A 12,669-nucleotide genomic window follows, 5' to 3' on the forward strand; every position below is an offset into this window, starting at 1 on the left:
AGTAGGATTTGCTGCATATTCCGAGCTGTTGCCACAGAGTACCGCCGTTGCTTTTATATTGGAGGAGGTTGCGGCAAACGGTGTCGTGATGGAGTGTCATTCGATGATGGTATGGTGGTAGGACAGGTCTCGAATGTGATATCGTTCTTCTTGGGTCAGTTGCGTGTCGCTCAGGGTAATCTTTCTTATAGGAAAGGCTGTATGCTGCTACATACCGAACTTTTCCGTTATGTAAAGTTTGCCCTTCAAATCCTAATCTGCTGGCCTCTATTTATCATTATTTAATCGCTACAAGGATATTTAAATGAAACGGGAAACCATTGCCCTGCATGCAGGCTATCAATCCGAACCGACTACCAAATCCGCTGCTGTCCCCATTTACCAAACCACTTCCTACACTTTCGACAACACGCAACACGGCGCAGACTTGTTCAACCTTGATGTAGCGGGCAATATCTACACCCGTATGATGAATCCGACCACTGCCGTTTTGGAAGAGCGCGTTGCCCGTTTGGAAGGCGGTATCGCCGCATTGGCTGTCGCCAGCGGTATGGCTGCAATTACCTATGCCGTTCAAACCCTGGTTGAAGCAGGCGACAACATCATTGCAACCAAAACCCTCTACGGCGGCACATACAATTTCTTTGCCCACAGCCTGCCGCGCCAAGGCATAGAAGTACGCTTTATTGATCCGGCCAAGCCAGAAGAAATCGCCGCCAATACCGACAGCCGCACCAAACTGGTGTATTGCGAATCTATCGGCAATCCCGCCATCAATGTTGTCGATATTCCAGCATTCGCCCAAGCCGCACACGCTCAAGGTCTGCCTTTAATGGTAGATAATACCGTCGCTACGCCCACATTATTCCGCCCGATCGAACACGGCGCCGACATCGTTATCCAATCCCTGACCAAATACATCGGCGGCCACGGCACAACGATTGGCGGTGCCATTATTGATGGCGGTAAATTCCAATGGGCAGGCAATCCGCGTTTTGAAAAAACCTTCAATCGGCCTGATCCGTCTTACCACGGCGTAAACTACTGCGAACATTTTGGTGCGGCCGCCTACATCGCCCGTGCCCGCGTCGTCCCGCTGCGCAATACCGGTGCCGCCCTGTCTCCGCACAGCGCATTTTTACTGCTGCAAGGTTTAGAAACCCTAGCCCTGCGTATGGAACGTCATTGCGAAAACGCCCTAAAAGTAGCCGAATTCTTAAAGAAACATCCGCAGGTCGAATGGGTGAACTATCCTGCCCTGCCCGACAGTCCGTATAAAGCTCTGATTGACCGCGACTACGGCGGCAAAGCCTCCGGTTTGCTGAGTTTCGGCATTAAAGGCGGACGCGAAGCCGGTGCAAAATTTATCGACGCACTGCAACTCTTCCTGCGCTTGGTAAATATCGGCGATGCCAAATCGCTGGCTACCCATCCTGCCACAACGACCCACCGCCAGCTTGACGATGCAGAACTCGCCGCAGCAGGCGTCAGCCCCGACATGGTACGCCTGAGCGTGGGTATCGAGCATATCGACGATTTGCTTGCCGACTTGGCACAGGCATTGGATGCCGCACAGGCATAGGCAATAGCAGCGCTAATTAGATGAAAAAAGCCTCCGCTTAAAAAGGCCGTCTGAAAACTTCTTTTCAGACGGCCTTTTCCTTTTCTACAAATCAAATGCGGCGTTAATCAAACGTTTGGTGTAATCGTTTTGCGGATGGTGGAAAATCTGATCCGCGCTGCCGTACTCAACCATTTCCCCCTGCTTCATCACAATCACATTGTCGCTGACGGCACGCACAACAGACAAATCATGACTGATGAACATATAAGTCAGGCCGTATTTCTTCTGCAAATCGCGCAAAAGCTCGACCACTTTGGATTGTACGGAGCGGTCAAGCGCAGAGGTCGGCTCGTCCAAAAGAATGAATTTCGGGCGCAGGATAACGGCGCGTGCAATAGCGATACGTTGACGCTGGCCGCCGGAGAATTCATGCGGATAACGGTTGAGCGCGTCAAGCGGCAGGGACACTTCCTTCATGACTTCCAAAACACGCTGGATACGTTCTTTTTTGGTCATTTCAGGATGATGAACCGTCAAACCTTCGCCAATAATTTCGCCAACGGTCAGGCGTGGGGAAAGCGAACCGAACGGATCTTGGAACACAATTTGCCGTTGCGATTTCAGACGGCGTGCTTCTTCGGCGGTATAGTTTTTCAGGTCTTTGCCTTCAAAGGAGATATGGCCGGTATAAGGCAGCATCTGCATGACGGCTTTACCCAGCGTGGATTTGCCGGAACCGGACTCGCCGACGACGCCCAATGTTTCGCCTTCTTTAATTTTGAGGCTGATGCCTTTGACGGCGTCAAAAGTTTTGAGCGGTTTGCCGAAAAAGTTTTGCTTCAATACGAAAGAAACATTGACATTGTCGGCATCGATTAACACACCGGCGCTGGTTTCTTCCGGCTCTTTCATGCCTTTAGGAATGGCATTGATGAGTTCAGCGGTATATTCGTGCTTCGGATAGGCAAATACTTCTTTGATTTTGCCGCGCTCGACAATTTCGCCGTTACGCATGACGCAGACGGTTTTGGAATAGTGTTCCGCCAAACCCAAATCGTGGGTAATGAAGATAATCGCCATGCCCATTTGCTGTTGCAAATCGTGGAGCAAATCGAGAATCTCAGCTTGAATGGTCACATCCAAAGCAGTGGTCGGCTCATCGGCAATCAGCAGGTCAGGTTCATTAATAAGCGCCATGGCAATCATAATACGTTGCAGCTGACCTCCAGAAAACTCATGCGGATACTGCTTCATGCGGCGTTCGGCTTCTTTAATGCCTACACGCTCCAGCAATGCCAATGCCTTCTGCCCTGCTTCTTTTTTGCTGAGCTTTTTATTGTGTACACGCGCCGCTTCAATCAGTTGCGCACCGATACGCATAAACGGATTGAGCGAGGTCATCGGCTCTTGGAAAATCACGCTGATGCGGTTGCCGCGCAAATCACGCAGGGTTTTCTCATCGGCATCCAAGATGGAAATGCCGTCAAAAGTAATGCGCGAATCTTTACCGTAGCGGGCAAATTTCTCAGGCAACAGGCGCATAACGGACATGGAGGTTACGGACTTGCCCGATCCGGACTCGCCGACCAAAGCCAATGTTTCGCCCTCTGCCACTTTAAAGCTGACATTACGCACGGCATGAACGGTTTTCTCATGCAGCTCAAAATCGATGTCCAGATTTTCTACAACCAGTAACTGTTTTGTCATTTTGATTATCCTTTTGGTTGCGGTTTAGCGGTCTTTCGGGTCGAGCGCATCGCGCAGGCCGTCGCCGATAAAGTTGAAACAGAACAAAGTGGTTACCAAGAAGAAACTCGGCACGAGCAGCTGCCATGGTGCAGCTTCCATCGAAATCGCACCTTCTTGCAACATCGAACCCCAACTGGTCATCGGCTCTTGCACGCCCAAGCCCAAGAAGCTCAAGAAGGATTCAAACATAATCATGCCCGGCACCAACAATGAGGCATACACCATCACCACGCCCAAAACATTCGGAATAATGTGGCGCGTTACGATTTTACGTTTTGCCACGCCGCTCACACGCGCCGCTTCGACAAACTCTTTATGCTTCAAGCTCAAGGTTTGACCGCGCACGATACGTGCCACGTCCAACCAAGACACCAAACCCACGGCGGCAAAAATCAAAAGCAGGTTGCGGCCGAAGAACGTGGTCAGCAGAATGACGAAAAACATAAACGGAAACGCGTTCAAAATTTCCAAAAAGCGCATCATCAGCGAATCGAGCTTACCGCCGATAAAGCCGGCAATCGCGCCATAAAGCGTACCGATGACAACGGCCACCAATGCGCCGGCCACACCGACCAGCAAGGAAATACGTCCGCCGGTTGCCGCACGCGACAGCAAATCGCGGCCGAGCAAATCCGTACCCAGATAGTGATGAGTAGAAAAGGACGGCGGAATCTGCATATTGTCCCAGTCGGTGAAGTCGTAGGTGTAGCGGACAATCCATGGTGCCACAATCACAAAAATACTGATCAGCAACAGGATGATAATGCTGTACACCGCCGCTTTGTTCTGTTTAAAACGCCGCCATGCGTCGCTCCACAGGCTTTTGCCGTGTACTTGGGCGTATTCTGCTGCCTCTGCAAGGGCCTGAGTCTGCTTCTTTTTGAATAACATAATGTTCTCTCTCGCTTTTTATTCTTTCTTCAGGCCGTCTGAACGTTTCAGACGGCCTTTGCGCAAATGGGATTAATAACGGATTTTCGGGTCAATAATGGCATACAGAATATCGAGGATGGCGTTGAACAAAATAGTCATAATGCCCACCAAAATCGTCAAACCCAAAATCATGCCGTAGTCGCGGTTGAGCGCGCCGTTGACAAACAATTGTCCGACGCCGGGAATACCGAACACGTTTTCAATCACAATGGAGCCGGTAATGATGCCGACGAATGCCGGACCTAAGAAAGAAACAATCGGCAGCATGGCGGGACGCAGCGCATGGCGCAGGATGATGCGGCTCATGGGCAGGCCTTTGGCGCGTGCTGTGCGGATAAAGGGGCTGTTCAATACTTCGATCATCGCGCCGCGCGTAATCCGCGCAATACTGGACACATAACCGATGGACAAAGTAACAACGGGCAAAATCAGATTCATCAGTGCGCCATCGTTCCAGCCGCCGGCAGGCAGCCATTGCAGTCTGACGGCAAACACCAGCACCAATACCGGCGCCATCACAAAGCTGGGAACGACAATACCGGTCATCGCACCGCTCATCAGCGCATAATCCAGCCAGCTGTTTTGTTTTAAGGCGGCGATAATGCCGATAAACATGCCGAAGATAGCGGCAATCAAAAAGGCGTAGAAGCCAAGTTCTGCCGATACCGGCAGGGATTGGGCAAGCAACTCATTAACGCTGAAATCTTTATATTTGAACGACGGTCCCAAATCCCCCTGCGCCAACTGCTTGAGGTAGTGGAAATATTGGAGGTACATCGGATCATTGAGGTGGTATTTGGCTTCGATGTTGGCCATGACCGCAGGCGGCAGATTGCGTTCGCCTGTGAACGGGCTGCCCGGTGCGAGCCGCATCAGGAAAAACGATACGGTAATCAACACCAGCATGGTCGGGATGGAAGCACATATCCGTTTGATGATGAATTTCAACATAATCAGGCTGTCCTGTCTGAACATACCGGACTCGTGAAAACAAAGCTGACCTGAAGCGGAAATCGGATGAATGGCAGCAGGCGTCTGTAACGTCGCCGCGCCGGTTTCTCTCTCTATTCCGACCGGGTTATTGTTTTTATTCGGAGTCGGGTAAGGTTTTTTAGTTTTTAGATAATTATTGTTATAAGGCCGTCTGAAACTTTGTATCCGCCGTTTCAGACGGCCTTTCACATTAACGCGCCAAAGGTTCGGTGCGTTCGATCAGCCATGCTTTGGCCGCGCCTTCTGTCAAAGGCTCGAGACGGCGGCGCACTTCGGCGTGATATTGGTTCAGCCATTCGATTTCGCTGCCGGTCATCAGTTTGGTATCAATCAGGCGCGTATCGATTGGGCAGAGGGTAACGGTTTCAAAATACAGGAATTTTCCGAACTCGGTTTCCTCTGGGTTTTCAACCGGACGGTTGATTACCAGGCTTTCGATACGGATACCCCACTTGCCCGGACGGTAAAGACCCGGCTCGTTGGAAGTCAGCATGCCTGACTTCATCGCGTGATGCGGTTGCGGCACGGCGGCAACGGCAATGCTTTGCGGGCCTTCATGCACATTGAGGAAATAGCCCACACCATGACCTGTACCGTGACCGTAATCGCATTGCGCCTGCCAGAGCGATTTGCGGCAGATAGCATCAATCATCGGGCCTTTGATGTTTTCAGGGAAAATGGTCTCCGCCAGAGAAATATGCGCTTTCAACACCAAAGTGTAATCGCGTTTCATGGCCGCACTCGGATTGCCGACAGGCACCACGCGCGTGATGTCGGTCGTACCGCCCCAGTATTGGCCGCCGGAGTCAATCAGCAGCATACCGTCGCCTTTGATTTTGCTGTTATTTTCCGGTGTCGCGCTGTAATGAGGCAAGGCGGCATTGGCATTGTAGCCGGCGATGGTGTCGAAACTTGGCGAAATAAAGCTGGGGCGTTGGCTGCGGTGTTTGTAGAGCATGCCATCGATGTCCAGCTCGCTCAATTCGCCGCCGTCTGCCAAGATTTGTTCAAACTCGGCAAAGAAGCCGCACAATGCCGCGCCGTCTTCCGCCATGGTATTGCGGATATGGGCGATGTCGGCATCGGATTTAACCGATTTGAAGAATGTGCTTGGGTGGATGGCTTCAATCAAACGAACGTCTTCAGGCAGGCGGCGCAAAGTGCCGACGGCAGTTTTGTTCGGATCAATCAGCAATGCGCCCTTAACGTCTGCCAAATAGTCCGCTGCTTGTGCATAAGGCAATACTTCAAAACCTGCCGCTTTCAAGGCTTCGGCAGATTCGGCTTTCAGACGGCTTGCATCGGTAAACAATACGGCTTTGTCTTGGCTGATAAACAGATGGGACAAGAACACGGGGTTGAACGGCACATCATCGCCGCGCAGATTGGTAATCCAAGCGATGTCGTCCAAAGATGAAACCAAATGTGCATCTGCGCCCTGCTCTTTCATGGCCGTACGGATACGGGCCAGTTTTTCGGCCGCAGTTTCAGAAACGTAGTCGGGATGGTGAACGTAGATTTCCGGAGTCGGCAATGCAGGACGGTCGTCCCACACTTCGTCCAACAAAGTTTCAGGATATTCGAGGCGGATGTTTTTAGCGGCAAGTGCCTGTTTCAAACCGCGCTCGCCGCTGAGTGCGAACATATCGGCAGGCGCGCCGACGACTGCGCCCTCGGGCAGATTTTGTGCCAACCATTCGGTATAAGGCGCATCAACGCCCATTTTTTGCAGCTCGATGCCGTTTGGCGCAAGCTGTTGGCCTGCCTGTTCCCAATAGCGGCTATCCGTCCACACGCCTGCTTTATCGGCGGTTACCACCAAAGTGCCGGCCGAACCGGTAAAGCCGGAAAAATCACGGCGTGCCTGCCAATGCTCGGGCAGGTATTCGGAAAGGTGCGGATCGGCGGAAGGAATGACAAACGCGTCCACGCCATGTTTTTTCATGGCTTCGCGTAAAGCGGACAAACGTTGTTGTACAGATTTCATGTGTTATGTCTCCTGTTGTTTCAGACGGCCTCTGTCATCAAGGCCGTCTGAAAACTTGTGCTGTCTATAATATCTATTTTTTCGGTGCGAACGACCAGCTCTTGACCGTGTAGTTCCGCAAAGGGTCTTTGTCGGAATAGCCGATAATATCGGGTTTGACCATACGCACTTCAACCTGATGATACAGCGGAATCAGTGCAGCGTCTTCTTGAAGCTGCTTCTCCGCATCGGCATAGAGCTGGCTGCGCGCTTCCTTGCTGACACCATCTTTCAGCGTATTGTTCATAAATGTATCAAACGCCGCGCTTTTGTAGCGGAATGCATTGTTTGAGTTGTTGGATTTCAAGATATTGAGCATGCCCGCCGGATCGTTGAAATCGGAACACCAGCCGCTGAACGAAACCTTGAAATTGCCTTGTGCGCGCGTATCCAAATAAGTTTTCCATTCCTCGTTGGACAAAGTCGGACGGATAAACGGAATGGCGGCCTTCCACACCGACTGCACGGCAGTAATTTGTTTTTTGGATGCTTCGCTGGTGCTGTACAAAATATCGAACTCAAGCGGATGGTCATCGTTGTAGCCTGCTTCGTTCAACAGTTTGCGCGCGGTTTCGATGCGTTTTTCAGGCGTCCACTCTTTCCACTCCGGATAAACAGGAATCACGCCCTGCATTTGCGGCGGCGTCAATTGGAACGCAGGCGTATCGCCACGGCCGCCCACTTTGACGACGATGTCGCGGCGCGTCAGCATATTGAGCGCCTTGCGGACACGCGGATCGTTAAACGGCGCCGCTTCGTGGTTCGGCTCCAAATACCAGCTGCACAAAGAAGTTGTACGTCTTACTTGGCCGGGAAACTCAATATCCGCCACTTTGACCTGATCGCTGGGAATGCCGTAAGTTACGTCAATTTCATTGGCGCGATAACGGTTGTATTCACCGCTACCTGACAAGAAAACCGCCTTCGGAATGGCTACTTTGTCTTTATCGTAATAATTGGGATTGCGTTCCATATTGATGTGGCTGTTGACTTTCCAATCCTTTAACAGATAAGCGCCACTGGAAACATAATGACCGGGCTGCGTCCACTTGTTGCCGTATTTTTCAACAGTGGCGCGGTGAACTGGAAAAGTGAATTGCTGAATCAGCATATCAGGGAAATAAGGTACAGGCGCAATCAACGTAAATTGCAGGGTCTTCGCGTCCAACGCCTTGACGCCCAATGTCTCAGGCTTGGCTTTGCCGTTTAATATATCTTCCGCATTTTCCACTTGGGCATCGACCAAATAGCTGCCGAAAGGTGCGCCGGTGGCCGGATCGGCAAGACGGCGAAAGCTGTATACAAAATCTTCGGCAGTAATCGGATCGCCATTGCTCCATTTGGCATCACGCAGATGGAAGGTCCAAACACGCTCGCCCTCGCTCTCCCATTTTTCCGCCAAAGCAGGAATGGTTTTGCCTTCGGCATCCGTACCGACCAAACCATCCATCAACTGACGGATAATCGCACCGGCCGCCATATCACCGCTCATCTGAGGATCCAGCGTACCCGGCTCGACACCGTTGCTGACCACCACGCGCTCATAATCGGTACGCTTAAACTCAGGAGCAGGCTTAACATCGCGGCTGCACGCTGACAATGCGAATACGGCAGCCAATGATGCAGCCAACAGTGGATAGGTTTTTCCGGCCATATTTCATTCCTTCTTTTGGGTATTCTTCTTTTTCAGACGGCCTGATTATTCAAACTACACTCAACTACATTTATTTAGAAGTTTTCCAGCATAGTTAAATCATCTATTTCAAACCATGAAAATAGTGTTTTAAACCATATATTCCATCGAAATAATAATAGCCGTCTAAGATTGTCGGCAAATTAACACAAAAATACGTAACTGAAAACTATTTTTCAATTTATCCTACGATAAGTTACAAATGTATTGATTTTTTGTGTTTTGTCAAATAAGATTATCCGAACTCTTTCGCCATAAGCAAGAAAAAGACATAAAAAGGAGAATCAAATGAAGAAGTTATCTTACTTTATTGCCACTGCCCTCATCGGCTCTTCCCTAAGTGCCGCCCATGCCGAACCTAAAATGAGCGGCACCATCTACATCATGACCGAGGTCGAACACAACAATAAAACCGGCGTCACCAATACAACCATTTCCGATAAAAGTTCCAGTCTTTATCTCTCCGATGAAGTACGACTCAACAACGACTTATGGCTGAAATGGCAACTTGGCTCCTTTATTTACTTCGATTCCGACCGCTGGGGCGGTTGGGGTACTGCCGACTCATACGTCGCTCTCAACAGCTACAAAAACCTTGGCACCGTCAAAATGGGTTACATCAGTACGCCCATGAACAGCATTTATCTGAACCCGTTCGACACCAACAGCCCGATTTTGGAGTTCGGCAAAATTTCTCGCTTCGGCCAACGCCGTGTTTCCATGGCTTATGAGTCGCCTTGGAAAAACGGTTTCCAATTCAAATTCAACGTTTCCCCCGGTTCCAATGCCGCGCGCAACAACAATGACTGGAATCCGGACAAAAAACGTGACGGCGACTGGGTCTTCGGCTGGGGCGTGGACTACTACCACCCCAACAACGGCTTTAACGCGCACTACGCTGCCGAATACGCACCCAACGACTCTCCAACCGAAACCAAAGACTTCCAAGCCCATGCATTCATGGCCGGATACAGCAAAGACAAAATCTCCGTCGATGCCGCATTCCAATACGCCAAAAATACTTGCGACGGCTTCAGCTGCTGGGGCGTATGGAAAGATGCGGCAGGCAACGTAGCCGGTTCTTACGACAAAGAAATCAACAACACCAAAGAATTTATGGTGTCCGGCTCATACAAAGTAGGAAATTTCAAACCTCAAATCGGCTTTGCCTACGGTAAAAGCTCTGTCGGCGAAGACTACAAACACGTCGCCGTCAGCACCGATTACAGCTTCTCCAAACGGACAACCGCCACACTCGGTGCCGGCTGGTTGAAAGAAAACGTCAATCCGAAATACGAAGAAGATTTGCCGAAAAAATCTTCTTACGCAGTGGGCATGGTATTCAAACACCGCTATTAATGCCTGACAGATTAAAGGCCGTCTGAAACAATTTGTTCAGACGGCCTTTTCTACATCCTATAATTAAACTTGCAGCCCACCTTAAAAATCATTACATTGCCCACACTCAAGCAACAAAAACGTCATCATGAACGCCCACCGCACCCTCATCATCTCCGTTTTTATCGTCGCCAGCTGCGGCCTCGCTTACGAGCTCATCATCGCCGCTCTCGCAAGCTATCTTTTGGGCGACAGTATTTTGCAGTTTTCCTCCGTCATCGGGCTTTATCTGTTTTCAATGGGTATCGGTGCCCACCTGACCCAATACATCAAAGATAAAGACGTGTTGCACCGCTTCATCGAAATCGAACTTCTGGTCGGCATCATCGGCGGCATTTCCGCGCTGGCATTATTTGTGGCCTTCGGTTTATCCGCCGCCCCGTTCCGCACCCTGCTCTACGCTTTTGTACTGATTGTCGGCATGGTTGTCGGCATGGAAATCCCTTTGGTTATGCGCGTGTTAAACCAAAAAGGTGCGGAATTTAAAGAACTCGTTTCCAAAGTATTGACCTTCGACTACTTGGGCGCACTTGCCGTCTCCTTATTATTTCCGCTCCTGCTCGCCCCCAAACTCGGCATGGCGCGTTCCGCCTTGTTGTTTGGCATCTTCAACGCCGCCGTCGCCTATCTGACCGCGCGCGTCTTCAAAGCCGAACTGCCCCGTTACCGCGCCATCCGCCTGCGTGCGCTGATTGTCTTGTCCATCCTCGCCATCATCTTCGTCTACGCCGACCGTATTTCCTTCAAAGCTGAACAAAGCTATTTTGGCGACCCCGTCGTCTATCAAAGCCACTCACCCTACCAGCGGCTGGTCGTTACCCGCTGGAAAAACGACACCCGCCTCTATATCAACGGCAACCTGCAATTCTCCTCACGCGACGAAGCCCGTTACCATGAAGCACTTGTCCTGCCTGCCATGCAGATGGTTCCCAACGCCGAGCGCGTCCTGATTCTCGGTGGCGGCGACGGATTGGCGGCACGCGAAGTCTTAAAATATCCGCAGGTCAAAAATGTTACTTTGGTTGACCTCGACCCCGACATGACCGCCACTTTTAGAACTTCCGCCACCTTAAGCGCCCTCAACCAAGGCTCGCTGTCCCATCCCAAAATGCACGTCGTCAACGACGATGCCGCCAAATGGCTGGAAGGGTCGTCTGAAAAATTCGACGTTATCATCATCGACCTGCCCGACCCGTCCAATTTCTCGCTGGGCAAACTCTACTCCGTCCCTATGTACCGCCTCGTTGCCCGCCATCTTGAGCCGCAGGGCAAGATTGTTGTGCAATCGACTTCGCCTTATTTCGCCCCTAACGCCTACTGGTCGGTCGTTGCCACCCTCGAAGCGGCCAAGTTGAATACCGCACCCTATCATGTCTACGTCCCTTCCTTTGGCGAATGGGGATTTGTGTTGGCAGGGTTTGACCAAAATTTCCCCATTCCGCAAAAATTCGACGTACCCACCCGCTATCTCAATGCCCAGACCGTTGCCGAAATGTTTCGCTTTCCGCCTGATATGGCAAGGCGCAAGGTGGAAGCAAATTATTTGAACAACCAAATCCTCGTCAGTTATTTTGAAAGCGATTGGAACAATGTGATGCGATAGAATATCTAAAAGTCGTCTGAAACATCTGTCTTCTTTTAATCTCCGTTCAGACAGCCTCATCGCCCGTTTACCCTTTTTCACACAGCATTTGCTTGAAAAAATAAGGTTTATCTTTATCTAGATAGAACACAATCGACACTATCCGTTGAATGAAGGAACAAACACTTATGCAGTATTTTGGAATCGGTTTTTTGGTTTTAATCTTTTTGGAAATCATGTCCATCGTCTGGGTTGCCGACTGGATAGGTGGCGGCTGGACGCTGTTTGTGATGGCTCTCAGCTTTATCAGCGGTATCTTTATGCTGCGCCATACCGGCATCTCAGGCCTTTTACTCGCAGGTGCAGCCGTCCGCAGCGGCCAAAACATTTCCCTCTATCAGATGCTGTGGCCGATTCGCTATACTGCTGCCGCGGTTTTCCTGCTCAGTCCCGGCTTTATTTCAACCGCCGTCGCCCTGCTCTTGCTGATTCCGTTTAGAGGCAACGCGACCGCTTCTTCTACGCAGTCTTTCCAAAGCCGTCAGACTTACAGCTCCGCCAAAGAGGATGAAGACATTATCGAAGGCGAATATACGGTTACGCGCACCAGCAAAGCCGACAAGCCGCAAGACTATATCGAACACAAACCCGATTGACGACTTCCTTCATAAAAGGCCGTCTGAAATAAAAATACCTCAAAAGTGTTTCATATTTCAGACGGCCTTAGTCAT

General features: G+C 50.6%; 9 protein-coding genes. 4 read left to right on the forward strand and 5 right to left on the reverse strand.

The features are described 5' to 3' along the window. Nucleotides 1–304: 304 nt before the first annotated feature. Complete coding sequence (locus tag O3681_RS04240) at nt 305–1,582, forward strand: O-acetylhomoserine aminocarboxypropyltransferase/cysteine synthase family protein (RefSeq protein ID WP_107723499.1); 1,278 nt, start codon at nt 305–307, stop codon at nt 1,580–1,582. 84 nt (nt 1,583–1,666) lie between these two features. Here the strand turns inward: O3681_RS04240 and O3681_RS04245 are convergent, their stop codons facing one another. The 5 genes from O3681_RS04245 to O3681_RS04265 form a co-directional block, all read right to left on the reverse strand. Next, nucleotides 1,667–3,271, reverse strand: coding sequence for an ABC transporter ATP-binding protein (locus tag O3681_RS04245; RefSeq protein WP_371459362.1), 1,605 nt, complete (start codon nt 3,269–3,271; stop codon nt 1,667–1,669). A 24-nt stretch (nt 3,272–3,295) separates the two neighbouring features. Further along, on the reverse strand, nt 3,296–4,204 hold the full coding sequence (gene oppC, locus O3681_RS04250) for an oligopeptide ABC transporter permease OppC (protein ID WP_003683112.1): 909 nt from the start codon (nt 4,202–4,204) through the stop codon (nt 3,296–3,298). 72 nt (nt 4,205–4,276) lie between these two features. After that, entirely contained in the window at nt 4,277–5,197 is a 921-nt protein-coding gene (gene oppB / locus O3681_RS04255; RefSeq protein WP_036490316.1) for an oligopeptide ABC transporter permease OppB, read from the reverse strand. Nucleotides 5,198–5,429: 232 nt separating this feature from the next. Then, nucleotides 5,430–7,226: an aminopeptidase P family protein gene (locus O3681_RS04260; RefSeq protein WP_070585783.1), complete on the reverse strand. Its 1,797-nt coding sequence runs from the start codon at nt 7,224–7,226 to the stop codon at nt 5,430–5,432. Nucleotides 7,227–7,299: 73 nt separating this feature from the next. Further along, nucleotides 7,300–8,919, reverse strand: a complete 1,620-nt coding sequence (locus O3681_RS04265; protein ID WP_070585784.1) for an ABC transporter substrate-binding protein — start codon at nt 8,917–8,919, stop codon at nt 7,300–7,302. 327 nt (nt 8,920–9,246) lie between these two features. Between O3681_RS04265 and O3681_RS04270 the strand changes: the two genes are divergently transcribed. From O3681_RS04270 to O3681_RS04280, 3 genes are all read left to right on the forward strand, one after another. After that, nucleotides 9,247–10,317 carry a porin gene (locus tag O3681_RS04270; protein ID WP_070826500.1) on the forward strand — a complete coding sequence of 357 codons (1,071 nt, stop codon included), beginning with the start codon at nt 9,247–9,249 and terminating at the stop codon, nt 10,315–10,317. A 124-nt stretch (nt 10,318–10,441) separates the two neighbouring features. Then, on the forward strand, nt 10,442–11,959 hold the full coding sequence (locus tag O3681_RS04275; RefSeq protein ID WP_308881585.1) for a polyamine aminopropyltransferase: 1,518 nt from the start codon (nt 10,442–10,444) through the stop codon (nt 11,957–11,959). A 167-nt stretch (nt 11,960–12,126) separates the two neighbouring features. After that, nucleotides 12,127–12,594, forward strand: coding sequence for an FxsA family protein (locus O3681_RS04280; RefSeq protein WP_199903851.1), 468 nt, complete (start codon nt 12,127–12,129; stop codon nt 12,592–12,594). Nucleotides 12,595–12,669: the final 75 nt, after the last annotated feature.

Origin of the sequence: Neisseria sp. 27098_8_158, assembly GCF_041433145.1 — a bacterium.
Classification (GTDB): Bacteria; Pseudomonadota; Gammaproteobacteria; order Burkholderiales; family Neisseriaceae; genus Neisseria; species Neisseria subflava_E.

What these genes read in the sequence shown, in the direction of transcription:
- O3681_RS04240 (WP_107723499.1), top strand. Translation starts at nt 305, where the DNA reads ATGAAACGGGAAACCATTGCCCTGCATGCAGGCTATCAATCCGAACCG.
- O3681_RS04245 (WP_371459362.1), bottom strand. Translation starts at nt 3,271, where the DNA reads ATGACAAAACAGTTACTGGTTGTAGAAAATCTGGACATCGATTTTGAG.
- oppC (WP_003683112.1), bottom strand. Translation starts at nt 4,204, where the DNA reads ATGTTATTCAAAAAGAAGCAGACTCAGGCCCTTGCAGAGGCAGCAGAA.
- oppB (WP_036490316.1), bottom strand. Translation starts at nt 5,197, where the DNA reads ATGTTGAAATTCATCATCAAACGGATATGTGCTTCCATCCCGACCATG.
- O3681_RS04260 (WP_070585783.1), bottom strand. Translation starts at nt 7,226, where the DNA reads ATGAAATCTGTACAACAACGTTTGTCCGCTTTACGCGAAGCCATGAAA.
- O3681_RS04265 (WP_070585784.1), bottom strand. Translation starts at nt 8,919, where the DNA reads ATGGCCGGAAAAACCTATCCACTGTTGGCTGCATCATTGGCTGCCGTA.
- O3681_RS04270 (WP_070826500.1), top strand. Translation starts at nt 9,247, where the DNA reads ATGAAGAAGTTATCTTACTTTATTGCCACTGCCCTCATCGGCTCTTCC.
- O3681_RS04280 (WP_199903851.1), top strand. Translation starts at nt 12,127, where the DNA reads ATGCAGTATTTTGGAATCGGTTTTTTGGTTTTAATCTTTTTGGAAATC.